Here is a 17658-nt window from a genome sequence, read left to right on the forward strand (position 1 = left end):
GACCTCGCCGACCTCACCGCCCTCATCGACGCCCTCCCCACCAGCACCCCGGCGGACGCCCTGCAGACGTGCAGCTCGCAGCGGGCACCGTCGAGTGACACCCCGGTGCAGATCCTCCTGGTGGAGGAAGCCGTCGCCGCCTCCAGCCGCACTCCCGCCGAAGCCATGGGCCTGGGCGGGGACGCGGCCGTACTGTGAGAGGTCCGCTCCGCGGACTTCATCGTGGTGGGCAGGACCTCCCCGAGATCGCCCCGGAGGGCATTCACCACACCCGTACGCTCGAGACGTGGTTCGAGGGGTGGAAGGTCCACCAGCTGGAGGCGGCCATCGACGTGCAGAGGTGACGGCCATTCCCGGTCAGGCGGCGGCGACCAGCTCCGCCGGGTCGGCGACGTCCAGGCCGTGGGCCTCGCCGACCGAGCGGTGCGTGACTCGGCCGGCCACCGTGTTGAGCCCCGCGGCCAGGGCGGGGTCGGCGGCCAGTGCCGCCGCCACGCCGCGGTCGGCGAGGGCGGTCACATAGCGCAGCGTGACGTTGGTCAGGGCGTAGGTGGAGGTGTTGGGCACCGCGCCCGGCATGTTGGCCACGCAGTAGAACAGGGTGTCGTGCACCGGGAAGACCGGGTCCTGGTGGGTGGTGGGACGGCTGTCCTCGAAGCACCCGCCCTGGTCCACGGCGATGTCCACCAGGACACTGCCCCGCTTCATGGCCGCGACCATCTCGTTGGTGACCAGCTTGGGGGCCCGGGCGCCGGGGATCAGCACGGAACCGATCACCAGGTCCGCCTCGGTCACGGCGCGCTCCACCTCGTAGGCGTTGGAGACGACGGTCCGCAGCCGCCCGGCGTACCGGTCGTCGAGGGCACGCAGTCGATCCACGTCGATGTCGAGGACCGTGACGTCGGCGCCCAGGCCCACGGCCATGGCGGCCGCGTTGGTGCCGGCCACGCCGGCGCCGATCACCGTCACCTGCGCGGGGCGCACCCCGGGCACGCCGCCGAGCAGGACGCCCTTGCCGCCGCCGGTGGCGGTCAGGGCCGAGGCCCCGGCCTGCACCGAGAGCCGGCCGGCCACCTCGCTCATCGGCGCCAGCAACGGCAGCCGGCGGTCCGCGGTCTGCACGGTCTCGTAGGCGATGGCCGTGACCCCGGACGCCAGCAGGGCGCGGGTGAGCTCCGGCTCCGCGGCCAGGTGCAGATAGGTGAACAGGACCAGGCCCTCCCGGAACCGGTGGTACTCGGAGGCGATCGGTTCCTTGACCTTCAGCACCATGTCCGCACGGGCCCACAGCTCGTCCGGGTCCGTCACGACCTCCGCGCCCGCGGCGGCGAAGTCCCCGTCCGAGAAGCCCGAGCCGACGCCGGCACCGGCCTCCATGAGCACCTGGTGACCGCGGTGGCGCAGCTCGTGCACGCCGGAGACCGTGATGGCCACCCGGTGCTCGTCGGTCTTCACTTCGGTGGGAACGGAGATGATCATCGAAGGGCCTTCCGCAGAAAACGTAGAATGGGTGCCACAAAACTACGATTGATCGCCCTTCCTGTCGCAGAGATCGACGATCCTTCGGCAATCGGTGCAGAACTGGGAGAACCATGGAGAAAGTGACCCCGCTCACGCGTTCCGCACCGCAGGATCGGCGGCCCCGGGACGAGCTGGACGACCTCGACCGGCGTCTGCTCGCGCTGCTGCGGGAGAACTCCCGGATGACCAACCAGGCGCTCAGCGAGGCGCTGGGAGTGGCCCCGTCCACCTGCCTGGCCCGGATGAAGGGGCTGCAGCGCTCGGGGGTGATCCGCCGGTTCACGGTCGAGGTGGACCCCCGGGCGCTCGGGAGCACCATCGAGGCCCTCATCAGCGTGCGCCTGCGGCCGGGGGCCCGGCACCTGATGTCCGCGTTCGGCGAGGGGCTGAGGTCGGTGCCGGAGGTGTCCCAGTTCTTCTTCCTGGCGGGCTCGGACGACTTCCTCATCCACGTCACGGCCCGGGACACCGACCACATCCGCCAGTTCGTCCTGGAGCACCTGTCCTCCAACCAGGCGGTGGCGAGCACGCAGACCAGCCTCGTGTTCGAGCACGTCCAGGGATCCGTGGAGATCTGACCCCGGACCGACCCTCACCCGCGGCAGGGAGTCCCCGCGGTGAGCCCGTCCGCCCGTGCCCGCACGGCGGCGGCCGCGTCCTCCGCCACGAGGTCCGCGTTGATCGCCGCGGCCGCGCCGACCCCCGCTCCTGCCGCCGAGGAGACCATGGCCGAGAGGTCGCCGGCGTTGCCGGCCGCCCACACCCCGGGGATCTCGGTTCCGCCCATCGGGCCCGTGGCGATCAGTGCCCCGACGGGGTGGTCGGTCAGGGCGCCGCCGAGCTGCTCGTACAGCTCCGCCCGGGCCACGAACCGGGGCGCCACGACCAGGGCGTCCACCATGACCTCCGGCCCGTCGTCGAGGACCACGGCGCGCAGGACGTCCTCCTCGACGCGCAGCCGCTGCACGGGCCCCTCGACCACCCGGACCCCCAGGGCGGAGAGCTGCTCCCACGCCTCGGCGCCGGGGTCGGGCATCCGGTCCGGGAAGAAGGTGACGTCCTCGCTGAGCTGCCGGAACAGCAGCGTCTGGTGGATGCTCATGGGGCCCGCGCCGAGCACGCCGATGCGCCGGCCGCGGACCTCCCACCCGTGGCAGTACGGGCAGTGCAGCACGCTCCGCCCCCACAGCTCGGCCACGCCGGGCACGTCGGGGAGCTCGTCGACCAGCCCGGAGGCGAGCAGCAGCCGCCGCGCGCGCAGCATGCTGCCGTCGGCGAGGCCGACCGTGAACCCGTCCGCCTCGGCCCGGGCCGTGACGGCACGGCCCGGCACGATCTCCGCCCCGTACTCCTCGGCCTCCCGCCGGCCGGCGGCCAGCAGCTCCAGCGGTGGGACCCCCTCGCGGCCGAGGAGGTTGTGCGCGCCACCGGCCGGGGCGTTGCGCGGCTCGCCGGCGTCCACCACGACCACCGAGCGCCGGGAGCGCGCCAGGGCGACGGCTGCGCTCAGGCCGGCGGCACCGCCTCCGACGACCACCACGTCATGGGTCAGTTCCGGGCTCATGGCACACCTCTGCTCTCCTGCGGTCTCCTCCGGCCGGGAACTCCCGGCCGCAGCACCACGGTAGACGTCGTATGCGTTCTAGACATAGCATCTTGCCCATGACGCAAGAACTCGACCTGGACGCCGTGATCCGCCGGCGCATCCGGGGGCTCCGGCTGGCCCGCGGCTGGTCCCTGGACGCGCTCGCGGCCCGGTGCCACCTCAGCCCGTCCACGCTGAGCCGGCTCGAGACCGGCCACCGCAGGATCGCCCTCGACCAGCTGGTGCCCATCGCCCGCGCCCTCGACACCTCGCTCGACCAGCTCGTCGAGTCCCCCGAGGACGAGGACGTGGTGATCCGCCCGCAGCCCAGCAGCACGCCGGGACTGACCACGTGGCTGCTCTCCTCCGACCGGGCCCTGCACGGGATGACCGTGGCCAAGATGCGCATCCAGCCGGGCCGGCCGCCCGCCCCGGACCGACTGGCGGTGCACCCGGGCCGCGACTGGTTCACCGTGCTCTCCGGGACCGCTCGCCTGCACCTGGGGGAGCGGGTCATCGTGGTCGAGGCCGGTCAGGCGGCGCAGTTCTCCACGATGGTCCCGCACGCCATCGTGGCGCAGGGCGGGCCGGTGGAGATCCTCACCGTGCTCGACCACGACGGCGAGCGGGCCCACCTGCACGCGGAGGACCCGGCCGACGACCGGCGGGTGCGGGCCTCGACCGACCGCCCGGAGTCCGGCGGGGTCGACCCGAGCGGGTGATGCGCGTCCGGGGCCGGGACGCCCGGCCGGCGGACGGTCCGGCTCAGGGGCCCGGCGCCGCCGGCACCGTCTCGGTGCGCCCTGACGAACCGGGCAGCGCGGCCGGGCCCGGGAACTGCGGGATCAGGGCCACGGCCCCGGCGGCGACCAGCGCCACGGCGGCGAAGACGATGAAGTTCCACTGGAACGGCAGGGCCATGGAGCCGATCCAGCCGCCGATGAGCGGGCCCGAGATCGCGCCGATCCGGGCGAAGGACAGGGCCCAGCCGGTGGCGGTGGCGCGGGAGTGGGCGGGGTAGTACTCGGCGACCCAGCCGGTGAGGACCAGTGAGGTGGAGATCGAGCCGATGCCGGCCAGGGCCACGAACACGTAGTTGATCACGATGCTGTTGGGGAACATCAGCAGCAGGATGCCCACCCCGCCCAGCAGGTAGAAGACCACCAGGACGAGCTTCTTGCCGTAGGCGTCCGCGGCGCGGCCCAGGGCGATGCCGCCGATGGCCGAGGCGAGGCTGAAGACCACCAGGAACGTCAGGGCCGGACCGAGCTCGTAGCCGGCCGAGCGCATGATCGAGGGCAGCCACGTGTTGAGGCCGTAGACCAGGACCATGCCGCAGAACAGGGAGATCCAGAAGAAGACCGTGGCGATCAGGTAGCCGCCGGAGAACATGGCCGCCAGCGACTGCTTCCAGCCCACGGAACGCGCCTTCGCCTCCTCGGGGAACACCGGTGTCCAGTCGCTCTCGACGAACGGGTCCACGTGCAGCCGCTCCGCCAGGCGGGCGGCCTCCTCGCGGCGGCCCTTGCCCACGAGGTACTCGAGGGACTCGGGCAGCAGCTTGGCGACCAGGGGCAGCAGGACCACGGGGAGGAACCCGACGCCGACCACCCAGCGCCAGCCCAGCGTGGGCAGCAGGGCGATCGCCACGAGCGCGGCGGCCAGGATGCCGAGGGAGTAGCCGGAGTACATCACGCCGTAGTGGAAGGACCGGCGCCGCGGCGCCGAGTACTCGATGGTGAGAGCCGCGGCCACCGGGATGATCCCGCCCATGCCGAGGCCGCCGAGCAGCCGGAAGAGCCCGAAGGCCTCCGGGGTGGGGGCCAGTGCGGCGCCCAGCTGCATGGTGGTGAAGATGGCCATCGAGACCAGCAGCATCCTCCTCCGGCCGATCCGGTCCGAGAGCGTGCCGATGGTCATGGCGCCGATGAGCATGCCGATCAGGGCGTAGGAGCCGAGCCCGCCGAGTTCCAGCGGCGTGAGATCCCACTCCCGGTGCTCCGCCAGGGCGGGCAGGACGGCGCCGAGCACTCCGACGTCGTACCCCTCGGCCAGGATCGCGAGCCAGCAGGCGAGCAGCACCCGGTTGGTGGTCTTCTGCGGCACGGGCCACACGGCGGTGGGAGAGCTGGTCATGCGAGGAAGTCCTTCGAACGGCGGCGGGGCGGACGGGCTCCGGGCGGGGCGCGGGCGCTCGCCGGGGTGACCTGGACCTCTCGATTCTAGGGAACGCCCGGGGCGGGACGGGCCGCGCCGGCCGAGCAGCAGCACCGGCGCGAATAATTGCCGTCCCCGCCCGGTTGTACAGTCGAACAGGCGCCGCCCGCTCGAGGGCGCGCCGTCCCCGCCTCGATCCAGGACCGTGAGATGACCTGTGCCCTGCCGTCCGCCCGGACGCCCCCGACCGTCCCGCCCGTCTCCGCGGGGGGCGACGACGACGCCCGCTGCCTCGGGGTGGACATCGGCGGGACGACCATCAAGTACGCGGTGGTGGACCCGGTCCGCGGGACCACCGTCGGCCCGGTCCGCCGGGTGCCCACGCCCGCGCCGGCCACCCCGGCCGCGGTGGTGGCCGCCCTGCGCGGGGTCCTGGAGAAGGTGGAGAACGCGCCCGGGCCGGGCGGGCCCCTGGCCGGGGTCGGCATCGGCGTTCCGGCCATCATCGACCACGGCATCGCCCGCTCGGCCGCCCACCTGGACGACTCCTGGATCGGCGCGGACGCCCGGGAGCTGCTCGCCGACGGACTGGGGCGCGAGGTCGCGGTGCTCAACGACGCCGACGCCGCCGGGCTCGCCGAGGTGCGCTTCGGCGCCGCCCGCGGCGCGGACGGCACGGTGCTGGTGATCACGCTGGGCACCGGGATCGGCTCGGCGCTGTTCCTGGACGGAGAGCTGATCCCCAACAGCGAGTTCGGCCACGTGTGGCTGGACGGCCGGGACGTCGACGGCTGGGCCGGCGCCTCCGCCCGGATGGAGGAGGCCCTGGACTGGCCGACCTACACGGACCGGCTCCAGCGCTACCTGTCCCACCTCGAGCGACTCATCTCGCCGGACCTGATCGTCCTCGGCGGGGGCATCAGCGAGCGGCACCAGGAGTTCCTGCCCCACCTGCGGCTGCGGGCCCGCGTGGCCCCCGCGCAGCTGCGCAACGCCGCCGGCATCGTCGGTGCCGGCCGCCAGGCCCACCTCGGGGTCGTGCGGGCGAGCCGCCTCGTCGGCAGCCGCTGAGCCGGACCGGGGCGATCAGCCCCCGGCGTTCTCCGGGGCCGGGGGAGCGGTCGGGGTCGGGGGAGCGGCCTTCGGCCCCGGTGCGGTCTCCCGGCCGCTCGCCGGGCCGGCGCTCGCGGTGGTGGCTCTGCTCACCGGCCGTGCGCCGGGCCGGGACCGGTCCTGCTGCTCCAGCCGGCAGAGCGCGGCGCTGTTCATGTTGATCGTGATCACGGTGTCGACCCCTCGTAGTTCATTACAGCGAATGTAGGCGTGACTCGCGGCCGCACCGCCGCCATCGGGGCGTTCCGTGCGTCACAGTCGCCGATTCCTTGCATCAGCCCTGGTCAGAGGTGGGTTGGCGGCAGGGTGACACGGCGTTTGTGACGCCGGACGACGATCGGGGCGCCGGTGCGTGAAAGTTCGTGCACCCCGCCCGGGGGGCCGTGGACCGATGCGAAGGACTCTTCCCCTGTGTGACGCAGATCTCTATCATGGACAGGGACAGCGTCGTCGTGCACCCCGCCCGGCACCGGGACCACTTGCAGACCCCGATGCGCTCGCACGACTGGAGATCCCCGCCATGAGCATTTCCGAACTGACCCCTGTTCCCGACGACACGGGGTCCCTCGATGTCCTCCCCGGCATCGGGGTGGGGCCGGTCGTCGTCCCGGTCTCGGCCATCACCGTCTCCCACGTGGCGCGCTACCGCATGCGCACCGACCGCGCAGGCCTGGACCTGCGTGCGGGTGAGGTGGTGCTGTGCGCACCCTACGATCCGGTCGAGCTGGGCATGGTCGTGCTGGTGCGCTGCGAGGCCGACGGGTACAGTCCGGGTGCCCTGATCCCGGCGTCCGACGTCGAGTACCTCGAACCGGCCGGCCCGTCCTTCGGTCCGTTCGTCTGGGACACGCCCGGCGTCCGCGACTGAACGCCACCTTCTGCTGTGGCTGAGGTCAGGCCGGCGGCTAGGCCTCGGTGAGGGCGTCGGCCTTGTGGGTCGCCCGGGCCCCGGAGCTGTTCGACTCCACGATGTAGTGGGGATCGTCCGCGCTGGCGCGGTACGTGCGGCCGTCGAGCTCGAAGTCCTCGGTCTTCTTCTCGATCACCTTGCCCTCGGTCGTGCCCTGCGGGGTGTTCCACGTGACCTTGGTGCCCTTGCTCAGACTCATCTGCTGCTCCTCCGCTCCGGTGCTCGACCGAGCCGGCGCCCGTCCGCCCTCGGGCGGCCGCCGGCCCGGGTGCCCGGCCGTGCCGGGCACGGTACTCAGCCTACGGAGCCGACCGTGGTGCGGCGACCCCCCGCCGGGCGCGGCAACGGTCCGGCAGCGACGGCTGCGCCGCTGCCGCCGGACCGCTGCCGCCGAGCCGGGGCTGTCGGGCTGCGCTGCTACCGGGCCGCCGAGGCCGGCTCGAGGGCGGCCGGCTCCTCGCGCGGGTCGCCGGCGTCCCGGCCCTCGTCCCCGGTCCGCGGGTCGGCCGGCTCGCCGGCGGTGACCACGAGACGGCCCTCGGCGAGCGCCTCGGGCTCGCCGTCCGTCTCGATCGTGGTGGCCAGCGTCTTCTCGGCCACGAAGCACAGCACGGCGGCCGCCAGCAGCCCCAGGGGCATGATCCACAGGTAGATGGGGGTCAGGGCGTCGTTGTAGGAGGTCACGATCGGGTCCCGCAGCGCCTGCGGCAGGGAGGCGACCACGGCGGGGGTGAGCGAGTTGGCCCCGCCCGCACCGCCCTCGAGCGCGGCCGCCGGGAGGCGCTCGGCCATCAGGTCGGACAGGCGGCTCGCGAAGACGCTGCCGACCACCCCCGAGCCCAGGGTGGCGCCGATCTGGCGGAAGAAGTTGTTGGCCGCGGTGGCCGTGCCGACCTGCCGCAGGGGGAAGGTGTTCTGCACGATCAGCACGAGGATCTGCATGGACAGGCCGAGTCCCAGTCCCAGGACCGCGATGTAGAGGCACACGTGCCACACCCCCTGCTCCGGGGTCAGGGTGGCGAGCAGGCCCATGGCCACGGCCACGATCACGCTGCCGGCCACCGGCAGCCACTTGTAGCGTCCGGTCCGGCTGACCGCCTGCCCGGCGAGCACCGAGGTCACGAGCATGGTGGCCATCATCGGCACCATCAGCAGCCCGGAGCGGGTGGCGTCGACGCCGAAGACCATCTGCAGGTAGGTGGGCAGGTAGCCGAGGGCCCCGAACATCGCCACCCCGGTGAGCAGCCCGGCGAGGGTGGTGAGGACGAAGTTGCGCTCGCGGAACAGGTGCATCGGGATGATCGGCTCGGCGGTGCGCCGTTCCACGGCCACGAACGCCGCGGCGCTCACGAGCGTCCCGGCGATCAGGCCGAGGATCACGGGGTCGGTCCAGGCGTACTTGCCGCCGCCCCAGGTGGCGAACAGCACCAGGCAGGTCGTGGCCACGGCCAGCAGCACCATCCCGCCGACGTCCAGGCGCGGCCGGCCGCTGTGCCGGGGGAGCTTGAGGAACAGGACGGCTCCGGCCAGCGCCAGCAGCCCGAGCGGGATGTTGATCCAGAAGACCCAGCGCCACCCGGGCCCCTCGGTGAAGAACCCGCCCAGCAGCGGACCGGCCACCGAGGCGAGGGCGAACACCCCGCCCATGACGCCCATGTACTTGCCGCGCTCCCGGGCGGGCACCACGTCGGCGATGGCGGCCTGGGAGAGGATGATCAGGCCGCCGCCGCCGAGGCCCTGGACGGCGCGGGCCGCGATGAGGACCTCGATGGTGCCGGCGAGCGCGCCGACGACTGAGCCGGCCATGAACACCAGGATCGCGCCCAGCAGGAGGGGCTTGCGGCCCATCAGGTCCCCGAGCTTGCCGTACACGGGCATCATGATGGTCGAGGCCAGGATGTAGGCCGTGATGACCCACAGCATCTCGTCGACCCCGTTGAGCTCGCCCACGATCGTGGGCAGCGCCGTGCTGAGCACGGTCTGGTTCAGCGCGGCCAGCAGCATGGAGAGCATCAGGCCGACGAAGAGCAGCACGAGGTGCCGGGAGCCGGAGCCCGGCTCGGCCCGGTGGGCGGGGGTGCGGGTCATGAGAGCTTCTCCTGGAGGCGGTGGAGGAGGGCGAGCGCCGACTCGTGGTCCTCGGCCGGCAGGCCGTGCGCCGGGGAGTACCCCTCGGCGGTGATGGCGAAGCGCAGGGGGACGCCGCCGAGGATGACCAGCATCCGGGCGACCTCGTCCACACGGTGCTCCTCGATCCCGGCCGACCACTCCGGGTCCCGGGACAGCAGCTCCGCGAGGGTGCGGCGCACCAGTGCATCGGCCTCGAGCATCAGCTCGTGCCGGCGGCGGCCCAGCCCCGGGTGGTCCTGCAGCAGCTTCCGGCGCCGCTCCGCGTCCCGGCCCGCGTAGGCGCTGCGGGTCACGGCCAGCAGCAGGCGCGAGACCTGGCCCAGCAGGTCGTGCTCGAGGGAGAACCCCTCCAGCAGCTCCGGGTCCAGGACGGGGGCCCGCATGCCCAGGACGGCGTCCTCCTTGGCGGGGAAGTAGTTGAAGAAGGTGCGCGGGGAGACGCCGGCCGCGGCGGCGACGGCCTCCACCGTGGTGCCCTCGACCCCGCGCTCGACCGCGAGGGCGGCGGCCGCCTCGTGGATCGCGGACCAGGTCTCGGCCTTCTTGCGGGCGCGCAGGGTGGGAGGGGAGTCGTCGTTCACGACCACATTTTTGCACTTCTGCACGTTCTGCACAACTGCAATATTAGGGGGTGGACCGTACGGCTCTCCCCGACGGGCCGGAGGGGCCCTCCGGCCCAGTCCTCGGGGGCCCTCCGGCTCAGTCCTTAAGGGGGTCGTGGCCCCAGTTCATCAGGGAGTAGCGCCACCGGGTCTCGCGCACGTCCCCGTCGGGCCGCTGGGCCAGGTGGCGGTGGACGTAGCCGACCACCTTGCGCATGTGCTCGTGGTCGGCGTCGGTGCGCTCGCCCTTCGACTTCTGCAGGATCTCCACGATGCGCCGCCCGGAGCGGTGGCCCACCGACTCCCCGCCGTCGTCCTGGCCCACCGAGGTGGACTCGTCGGTCTCCAGCCACGCGGACAGCTGTCGGGCGGTCATGTTGACGGCCTCGTCGAAGTCCTTGCCGGTGGTGTCCTCGCTGTCGCCCACGTCCTGCTCCTCGCTCTCGACCCGGACGGCCGCCGTGTCGCCGCGCGCCCTCGGTGCCCGGGCACGCCGGGCCTGAGGCTCAACCTACCGGCGGATCGGGGTGCCGGCGAGCAGCCGGTGGGCGACGGGCGCCTCGTCGCGCGAGGGGGAGGGGGTGGGCGCGCCGGCGGCTCGGGCGGGGAGCGGCCGGGCCGGCTGCGCGACCGGGGCTACGCCGTGACGCCCACCTGGATCAGCGTGCTCCAGGGGTCCTCGAAGCGCAGCACGGCGCCGTCGTGGCGGGTGGGGATCCGGTGGTCCGCGAGCCGGGACTCCAGGGCCGCGACGTCGTCGGCGCCCGGCAGGTCGATGTTGACCTGGCCCAGCCCCAGTGACGCCGCGCGCGGGCCGGCCCCGGCGCTCTGCCAGGTGTTGAGCGCGATGTGGTGGTGGTAGCCGCCGGCGGCGATGAACAGGGCGGAGCCGATGTCGCTCATCACCTCGAAGCCCAGGACGTCCACGTAGAACTGCCGGCCCAGCGGGATGTCGCCCACCTGCAGGTGGACGTGGCCCAGGGTGGCCGGCGGTGCCGCCGGGCGCCGCCCGTCCTGTTCCGCCAGGTGCTCCTGCAGGAACCCGTTCGGGTCCAGGGGGTTGGAGGCCAGTGTCAGCAGGCCGGTGGACTCCCGCCGCCAGGTGTCGCGGGGCCGGTCCGTGTAGAGCTCCACCCCGTTGCCCTCGGGGTCGTCGAAGTAGAAGGCCTGGCTGTAGAGGTGGTCGGCGCTGCCGGTGAAGGAGCGGGGCGCCACGGTCGCCACGGACGCCAGCGCCGCGGCCAGGGCCGGCTCGTCCTCGAAGACGACCGCGGTGTGGAACAGGCCGGCCTGCCCGCGGCGGGCCGGCGGGAGCTCCTTGACCTGGCGCAGCCGCACGACCGTCCGGCCGTCCCGGCCCAGGACCGCGGTGTCCCCGGCGTGGGCGAGCACGTCGAGGGTGATGGCGTCCGAGTAGTAGGCGACCATCGTGTCCAGGTCGGAGACCAGCAGCTCCACGGCGCCCATCCGGGTGCCGGCGGACAGCAGGTCCTCGGCGGGGCGCTTCGTCAGGCTTCGGGGATCGGGGTTCTGGGGAAAGATCGGCATCTCGGGGTTCTCCGTCGGCAGGGGCAGTGCATTGGTTGATATGTCCCCAAGAATAGCGCGAGAAACTTTCCTGTGCAAGTAAATGGTGGTGCCGGCGAGCGGGACCCCGTGCTCGATCCGCTGCGGGGTGCACCACCGTTCCGGGTCCGCCCGGTCCGGTGGTCGGAGCGGGTGGGCCGGCGGCGTGGTCAGAGGATGAAGATCAGCGCCGCGATGACCGCCAGGATGCCCAGGAAGACGAGCCCCCACGCCTTGAGGTTGTCGGAGTCGTCCTCCTCGGGCTCGGCCGGGCGCGGCGGCCAGCCTCCGGGGCCCGGACCGAACACCGGTCCGGAGGCTCCCTGCCCGCCGGCTCCCGGTCCGCCGGGCGGCTGGTGCTCGACGCCGTGTCCGGGAGCCCCGTACCCGGGTGCACCTTGTCCGGGGAACTGCCCCGGGTACTGCGCCGGCGGCGGCGGGGCGGGGGTCGCGGGGCTCACACCCCACTGCGGATTCTCGGGCGAGCCCGCCGGGGGAGCGCCCGGCGGGGGCGTTCCCGGGCGGACGTCGCCGTCCGCCGCCGGACCGGTCGCGGACGACGGTCCCGCACCTGGGCCGGACGCCGGGGGAGGCGCCGGGGGCAGGGTCCCGCCCGAGAGCACGGGACCGTCCTCGCGGTGGCCCTGCTCCGCCTCGCTCAGCAGGGTCACGAACTGCTCGAGCGGCTCGGACCCGTCGTGCTCCCGCGCCAGGAAGCGCTCGGCGCGGCGGCGCACCACCCGGTAGACGCGCCCGTCGTCGGGGATGCCCAGATCCCGGGCGGCCCGTGCCACGGCGAGCGGGGGCTGCTCCGGCAGGGGGTTGGTGCCCCACTCCAGGAGCCCGGTCAGCAGCGGGCGCTCGAGCACGGCGGCCAGGGCGGCACGAGCCCCCGGCACCCGGGTCAGCTCCAGCAGCCCGCTCGGCGGTGCGGACGGACACCCCGGCACGTCGCTGGGCAGCCGGGCCGCGCGCTCCAGCCAGAAGGTGTCGCCGAAGAGGGTGGCGAGCAGCACGGCGGCGGCGAGCCGGTCGTCGCTCGGCGCGGCGTCCTCCGGGAGGCCCTGCTCCCAGTGGGTGCCGAGGGCGCGGCGGGCGGGCTCACCGGCCAGCCGGACGCGCAGCTGCACGTCCTCCGGGCCGCGGGCGGTCTCCGCGGGACGCTCCACCGCGTGCCGCACCTGGGGGTCGAGCTCGGGGTCCATGGGCCACCTCTCCGTCGTCGTCCTGCGTCCATGCTCCCAGAACGTGCTGGGCGGCGGCGGGGAGCCGGCCGGTCATCGGGATGGGGGACCGGGGCGGGGAACCGTGCCGGGCTCAGGCGGGGAGCAGGCTGCGCAGCTGCCCCGCGGCGACGCGGGGATCGGGGGCCTCGGTGACGGCGCGGACGACGACGACGCCGCGCGCCCCGGCGTCCAGCACCTGCGGGAGCCGCTGCTCGTCGATCCCGCCGATGGCGAACCACGGCACGGGCAGGACCTCCGGGTCCGCGTCGAGCCGGGCCTCCGTCAGTGCGGCCACCGCGCGGAGGAACTCCAGTCCGGTGGCCGGGCGCCCCGGCTTCGTGGGCGTGGCCCAGACGGGGCCCGTGCAGAAGTAGTCGACGTCCGGGTCCTCGAGCGCCGTCCGGGCCTGTCCGAGGTCGTGGGTGGAGCGCCCGATCAGCACGTCGGGGCCCAGCAGGTGCCGGGCCTGGGCGGGGGTGAGGTCGTGCTGGCCCACGTGGAAGACGTCGGCGCCCACCAGCGCGGCGATGTCGGCGCGGTCGTTGACGGCGAACAGGGCGTCGTACTCGGCGGCGACCCGGCCCAGCAGCCGCAGCGCGGCGATCTCCTGGTCCGCGTCGATGCTCTTGTCCCGCAGCTGGACGATGGTCGCGCCACCGGAGTACGCGGCGTGCAGGAACTCCTCGAGGTCTCCCCGGTCCCGGCGGGCGTCCGTGCACACGTACAGCCGGGCGGCGAGGAGCTTCGCCGTCCGGGCATCTCGCAGGGCGGACTCGGCGGGGGCGGAGGCGTCACGGGTATGCTGGGTCACACGCTGATGATAGGTCAGCGGTTCTGCGGGAGCCCCACCGGGGGCTGAGAGGGCGTCCAGCGCCGACCGCCACACCTGATGCGGGTCATGCCGCCGTAGGAAAGGACGTTCCGTGTGACTTCCGCGCACCCCGCACCGACGACCGCACGCCACCCCCTGGTCGGGCAGCCCGAGCACGTCCGGTCCGACGTCGCCGTGGTCGGCGCCGGGGTGATTGGCCTCGCCACCGCATGGGAGCTGCGCCGTCGCGGCCGCTCGGTGGCCGTGGTGGACCCCGAACCGGGCTCCGGCGCCAGCCGCGCCGCGGCCGGGATGCTCGCCCCGGTGAGCGAGGTCCAGTACCGGCAGGAGCCCCTGTACCCCCTCATGACCGCCTCGGCCGCCGCGTACCCGGCGTTCGTGGCCGCCCTCGAGCGTGCCGCCGAGGGGACGGTGGGCCACCGGACCACCGAGACCCTGGTCTGCGGCGTGGACGCCGCCGACCGGCAGGCCCTGGCGGACCTCCGCGCGCTGCAGGGACGCCACGGCATGACCGTGGAGCAGCTGACCCTGCGCGACGCCCGGGCCCTCGAGCCCGCTCTGAGCCCGCGGCTGTCCGCCGCGTTCCGGATCCCCGACGACCACCAGGTGGACCCGCGCCGGCTCGTGGCCGGGCTGCTCGCCGCCCTCGTCGCCCCGAAGCTCCCGCAGGCCGCCGAAAACTCCGAGCCTCCCGTGCCCGCCGAGAACTCGGGGCCCCCGGAGCGTCCGGAGATCCCCGAGCTGTCGGCCGCGCGCGACGGCGGACCGGCCCACCTCGTCCACGACCTCGCCACGGGGCTGCGCCGCAACGCCGAGGGCGCCGTGACCGGCGTCCGCCTGGCCGGCGGCGGGATGGTCTCCGCGACCTGGACGGTCCTCGCCCCGGGTGCCGGCCTCGGCGACCTCGAGGGTCTGCCGGAGGACTGGGACCCACCCCTGCGACCGGTGCACGGGGACATCCTGCGCGCCCGGGTCCCCGCCGGGGCGCCGGCGCTGCTCGAGTGCACCGTCCGCGGCCTGGTGCACGGAGTGCCCGTCTACCTGGTGCCCCGCACCGACGGGACCGTGGTGATCGGGGCGACCTCCCGCGAGGACGACCTGACGGGGGCCAGCGCCGGCGGCGTGTTCCGGCTGCTGCGCGACGCCCAGGCGCTCGTGCCCGGAGTCGCCGACCTCGAGCTGGTCGAGGTGCTGGCCCGCGCCCGGCCCGGCACCCCGGACGACATCCCGTACCTCGGCCGGGTCCGCGACCCCGACGGCTCGCCCGTGCCGGGGCTCGTGGTCTCCACCGGCTACTTCCGCCACGGCGTCCTGCTCGCCCCGCTGGCCGCCCGGCTCGCCGCGCAGCTGGTCGCCGGAGGGGCCGGGCCCGATCCGGCCGCCGACGCCGAACACCTCGCCACCACCGACCCGCACCGCTTCGACCGACCCGTCGAGGCCCGTCGAGAGGACCCCGAGCCGGCCGCCGCCGGACCCGGGTCCCGGAGCAGGAGCCCCCGATGACCGCCATCACACTCAACGGCCGCCCGCACGAGGTGGCGGCGGAGGCGACCGTCGTCGACCTCGTCGCCGAGACCGTCGGCCGGGCCCTGGGCCCCGACGGCGCCCCGCTGGACGGCGGGCGCCTCGGCGTGGCCGTGGCCGTGGACGCCGCGGTCGTGCCCCGCAGCCGCTGGCTGCGGACCCCGGTGGCGGAGGGCCAGGCCGTCGAGATCATCACCGCCGTCCAAGGAGGCTGACGTGACCGTCCCGCACCCCGACCCGCTCGTGCTCGACGGCACGGAGCTGACCTCCCGGCTGATCATGGGCACCGGCGGCCTCAGCTCGCTGCACACCCTCGAGCAGGCGCTGCTGGCCTCCGGCACCGAGCTGACCACCGTGGCCCTGCGCCGCTACGCCCCCGGCCAGGGCGACTCCCTCTTCGCGCTGCTCGAGCGCAACGACATCCGGATCCTGCCCAACACCGCCGGGTGCTACACGGCCCGGGACGCGCTGCTCACCGCCGAGCTCGGCCGGGAGGCCCTCGAGACCGACTGGGTCAAGCTCGAGGTGATCGCCGACGAGGACACCCTGCTGCCCGACGTCGTGGAGCTCCTCGACGCCACCGAGCAGCTCGTGGCGCGCGGCTTCAAGGTCTTCGCCTACACCTCGGACGACCCTGCCGTGGCGCGCCGCCTCGAGGACCTGGGCGCGGCGGCGGTGATGCCCCTGGGCGCGCCCATCGGCACGGGCCTGGGCATCCTCAACCCGCACAACATCGAGCTCATCGCCTCCCGGGCGTCCGTGCCCGTGGTGCTCGACGCCGGGATCGGCACGGCCTCCGAGGCCGCCCTGGCCATGGAACTGGGCTGCGACGCCGTGCTGCTGGCCAGCGCCGTCACCCGTGCCCAGGACCCGGTGGCGATGGCCACCGCGATGCGGCACGCGGTGGTCGCCGGCCGGCTCGCCGCCGGCGCCGGACGCATCCCGGCCCGCCGCCACGCCCAGGCGTCCTCGCCGATGGCCGGGCGGATCGATCCGGGCGCGTCCGACGACGGGCCGGCCGCCGACCCGGCCGACGTGCCGCGCGGGGACTGGGCGCCCGTGGGGGAGCGGCCGTGAGCCCGCTGGCCCCGCTCGTGGAACCCGGCCCCGAACTGACCCGCGAGGAGCTGGAGCGCTACGCCCGGCATCTGACCCTGCCCGGGATCGGGCCCCTCGGCCAGCGGCGGCTGGGCAGGGCCCGCGTGCTCGTCGTCGGCGCCGGGGGACTGGGCTCCCCGGCCCTGCAGTACCTCGCCGCGGCGGGGGTCGGGACCCTCGGGATCGTCGACGACGACGTCGTGGCGCTCTCCAACCTGCAGCGCCAGGTGGTGCACACGACCGCCGACGTCGGCCGCCCCAAGGCCGTCTCCGCCGCCGACGCCGTCACCGCGCTCAACCCTCTCGTGGACGTGCGCATCCACCGCGTGCGTCTGTCCGCGGGCAACGCCGTGGACATCATCGGCCAGTACGACCTGGTCCTGGACGGCGCCGACAACTTCGCGACCCGCTACGTGGTCAGCGACGCCGCCGCCCTGACCGGCACGCCCTGCGTCTGGGGCTCCATCCTGCGCTTCGAGGGGCAGGTCAGCGTCTTCTGGGCCGGGCACGGACCCACCTACCGGGACCTCTATCCCGAGGCCCCGCCGGACGGGGAGGTGCCGAGCTGCGCCGAGGGCGGCGTCTTCGGCATGCTCCCCGCGACCGTCGGCTCGGTCATGGTCACGGAGGCCGTCAAGCTCATCACCGGCACCGGGGAGCCCCTGCTCGGGCGGGTGCTGCTGCACGACGCGCTCGCGATGACCTGGCGCGAGATGCGCCTGGCCCCGGACCCCGGCGCCGCCCCGGTCACCGCGGTGGCCGAGCCCGACGCCGTCTGCGCCCTGCCCGGGGCGGAGCCCGCCGAGACCGTCGGGGCGGCCGAGCTGGCCCGGCTGCTCGAGCGCCGGGAGCGCGGGGAGGCGTCCTTCGCGCTGGTGGACGTGCGCGAGGACTGGGAGCGGGAGCTCGTGGCCATCGCCGGCGCCGTGCCCGTGCTCCTGCAGGACATCCTGGACCGGGGCGCGGACGCCCTGCCGCCGGAGGCCCGGGGCGCGGACCTCGTGCTGCACTGCAAGGCCGGGGCCCGCTCCGCGACCGCCCTGGCCGCGCTGCGGCCGTTCTTCGCGCAGCGGGAGGAGCGGGTCCGCCACCTCGAGGGCGGGGTGCTCGCCTGGGTGGAGCAGGTGGAGCCGGACAAACCGGTCTACTGACTGCTCCTGCGGTCCTGGAGGCATCACGCCTCGACGTGCCACCGTGCCACGGGGATCGGGTGAGGACGGTTTCCGCGTTCCGGGGCGGCAGCGCTCAGCGGTGGCTCGATCCCAGGGAACGATGTCCTGCGTTCCCGGGGGCGGAGACGCAGTCACCTCTGCTAGGGCGATCACCCCCACCCCGGTACGTGGGAACCATCGTATGGTCACCAGGGCGGTGACGAGCAGCACAAGGTCGAAGTC

General features: G+C 74.3%; 20 protein-coding genes and 1 riboswitch. Of the genes, 9 read left to right on the top strand and 11 right to left on the bottom strand.

Annotated features, from left to right (window positions below; all coding sequences use genetic code 11):
- The coding region (locus tag ACYVM4_RS08885) for a hypothetical protein (protein WP_460668292.1) at window positions 1-198 on the top strand (198 nt) is incomplete at its 5' end.
- A 159-nt stretch (window positions 199-357) separates the two neighbouring features.
- On the opposite strand, the gene ald is transcribed toward ACYVM4_RS08885, so the two are convergent.
- Window positions 358-1479 carry an alanine dehydrogenase gene (ald, locus tag ACYVM4_RS08890; protein WP_460668293.1) on the bottom strand — a complete coding sequence of 374 codons (1122 nt, stop codon included), beginning with the start codon at window positions 1477-1479 and terminating at the stop codon, window positions 358-360.
- 113 nt (window positions 1480-1592) lie between these two features.
- On the opposite strand from ald, the gene ACYVM4_RS08895 reads away from it, so the two are divergent.
- Window positions 1593-2099 carry an Lrp/AsnC family transcriptional regulator gene (locus ACYVM4_RS08895; RefSeq protein WP_368823313.1) on the top strand — a complete coding sequence of 169 codons (507 nt, stop codon included), beginning with the start codon at window positions 1593-1595 and terminating at the stop codon, window positions 2097-2099.
- Between the two features lie 14 nt (window positions 2100-2113).
- Here the strand turns inward: ACYVM4_RS08895 and ACYVM4_RS08900 are convergent, their stop codons facing one another.
- Window positions 2114-3085, bottom strand: a complete 972-nt coding sequence (locus ACYVM4_RS08900; RefSeq protein ID WP_460668294.1) for an NAD(P)/FAD-dependent oxidoreductase — start codon at window positions 3083-3085, stop codon at window positions 2114-2116.
- 98 nt (window positions 3086-3183) lie between these two features.
- Between ACYVM4_RS08900 and ACYVM4_RS08905 the strand changes: the two genes are divergently transcribed.
- Window positions 3184-3828 carry a helix-turn-helix domain-containing protein gene (locus ACYVM4_RS08905; RefSeq protein WP_460668295.1) on the top strand — a complete coding sequence of 215 codons (645 nt, stop codon included), beginning with the start codon at window positions 3184-3186 and terminating at the stop codon, window positions 3826-3828.
- 43 nt (window positions 3829-3871) lie between these two features.
- Here the strand turns inward: ACYVM4_RS08905 and ACYVM4_RS08910 are convergent, their stop codons facing one another.
- A complete protein-coding gene (locus tag ACYVM4_RS08910; RefSeq protein ID WP_460668296.1) occupies window positions 3872-5242 on the bottom strand; it encodes an MFS transporter in 1371 nt (456 codons plus the stop codon).
- 231 nt (window positions 5243-5473) lie between these two features.
- Between ACYVM4_RS08910 and ppgK the strand changes: the two genes are divergently transcribed.
- Window positions 5474-6334 carry a polyphosphate--glucose phosphotransferase gene (ppgK, locus tag ACYVM4_RS08915; protein ID WP_368823318.1) on the top strand — a complete coding sequence of 287 codons (861 nt, stop codon included), beginning with the start codon at window positions 5474-5476 and terminating at the stop codon, window positions 6332-6334.
- A gap of 15 nt (window positions 6335-6349) precedes the next feature.
- Here the strand turns inward: ppgK and ACYVM4_RS08920 are convergent, their stop codons facing one another.
- Window positions 6350-6547: a hypothetical protein gene (locus ACYVM4_RS08920; RefSeq protein ID WP_368823319.1), complete on the bottom strand. Its 198-nt coding sequence runs from the start codon at window positions 6545-6547 to the stop codon at window positions 6350-6352.
- Between the two features lie 349 nt (window positions 6548-6896).
- On the opposite strand from ACYVM4_RS08920, the gene ACYVM4_RS08925 reads away from it, so the two are divergent.
- Complete coding sequence (locus ACYVM4_RS08925) at window positions 6897-7244, top strand: hypothetical protein (RefSeq protein ID WP_368823320.1); 348 nt, start codon at window positions 6897-6899, stop codon at window positions 7242-7244.
- Between the two features lie 37 nt (window positions 7245-7281).
- On the opposite strand, the gene ACYVM4_RS08930 is transcribed toward ACYVM4_RS08925, so the two are convergent.
- The 7 genes from ACYVM4_RS08930 to thiE form a co-directional block, all read right to left on the bottom strand.
- Window positions 7282-7485, bottom strand: coding sequence for a hypervirulence associated TUDOR domain-containing protein (locus tag ACYVM4_RS08930; RefSeq protein WP_368823321.1), 204 nt, complete (start codon window positions 7483-7485; stop codon window positions 7282-7284).
- 218 nt (window positions 7486-7703) lie between these two features.
- Window positions 7704-9374, bottom strand: coding sequence for an MDR family MFS transporter (locus ACYVM4_RS08935; protein WP_460668297.1), 1671 nt, complete (start codon window positions 9372-9374; stop codon window positions 7704-7706).
- Window positions 9371-9997, bottom strand: a complete 627-nt coding sequence (locus tag ACYVM4_RS08940; RefSeq protein WP_460668298.1) for a TetR family transcriptional regulator — start codon at window positions 9995-9997, stop codon at window positions 9371-9373. Before ACYVM4_RS08940 ends, ACYVM4_RS08935 begins: the two co-directional genes overlap by 4 nt.
- A 118-nt stretch (window positions 9998-10115) precedes the next feature.
- On the bottom strand, window positions 10116-10445 hold the full coding sequence (locus ACYVM4_RS08945; RefSeq protein ID WP_368823324.1) for a DUF3140 domain-containing protein: 330 nt from the start codon (window positions 10443-10445) through the stop codon (window positions 10116-10118).
- A 209-nt stretch (window positions 10446-10654) separates the two neighbouring features.
- Window positions 10655-11566: a VOC family protein gene (locus ACYVM4_RS08950; RefSeq protein WP_460668299.1), complete on the bottom strand. Its 912-nt coding sequence runs from the start codon at window positions 11564-11566 to the stop codon at window positions 10655-10657.
- A 188-nt stretch (window positions 11567-11754) separates the two neighbouring features.
- A complete protein-coding gene (locus ACYVM4_RS08955; RefSeq protein WP_460668300.1) occupies window positions 11755-12789 on the bottom strand; it encodes a hypothetical protein in 1035 nt (344 codons plus the stop codon).
- A 112-nt stretch (window positions 12790-12901) separates the two neighbouring features.
- Entirely contained in the window at window positions 12902-13621 is a 720-nt protein-coding gene (thiE, locus tag ACYVM4_RS08960; protein WP_438612850.1) for a thiamine phosphate synthase, read from the bottom strand.
- Window positions 13622-13636: 15 nt separating this feature from the next.
- Window positions 13637-13740: riboswitch (TPP riboswitch) on the top strand.
- Between thiE and ACYVM4_RS08965 the strand changes: the two genes are divergently transcribed.
- From ACYVM4_RS08965 to moeB, 4 genes are all read left to right on the top strand, one after another.
- Window positions 13736-15145, top strand: a complete 1410-nt coding sequence (locus ACYVM4_RS08965) for an FAD-dependent oxidoreductase (protein ID WP_368823327.1) — start codon at window positions 13736-13738, stop codon at window positions 15143-15145. (Overlaps the previous riboswitch by 5 nt.)
- Window positions 15142-15381 carry a sulfur carrier protein ThiS gene (gene thiS, locus ACYVM4_RS08970; protein WP_368823328.1) on the top strand — a complete coding sequence of 80 codons (240 nt, stop codon included), beginning with the start codon at window positions 15142-15144 and terminating at the stop codon, window positions 15379-15381. The genes ACYVM4_RS08965 and thiS overlap by 4 nt, the downstream gene beginning before the upstream one ends.
- 1 nt (window position 15382) lies before the next feature.
- Window positions 15383-16243: a thiazole synthase gene (locus tag ACYVM4_RS08975; RefSeq protein ID WP_368823329.1), complete on the top strand. Its 861-nt coding sequence runs from the start codon at window positions 15383-15385 to the stop codon at window positions 16241-16243.
- A complete protein-coding gene (gene moeB / locus ACYVM4_RS08980; RefSeq protein WP_368823330.1) occupies window positions 16240-17415 on the top strand; it encodes a molybdopterin-synthase adenylyltransferase MoeB in 1176 nt (391 codons plus the stop codon). The genes ACYVM4_RS08975 and moeB overlap by 4 nt, the downstream gene beginning before the upstream one ends.
- The last annotated feature ends 243 nt before the right edge of the window (window positions 17416-17658 follow it).

It is taken from the genome of Kocuria himachalensis (assembly GCF_054784195.1).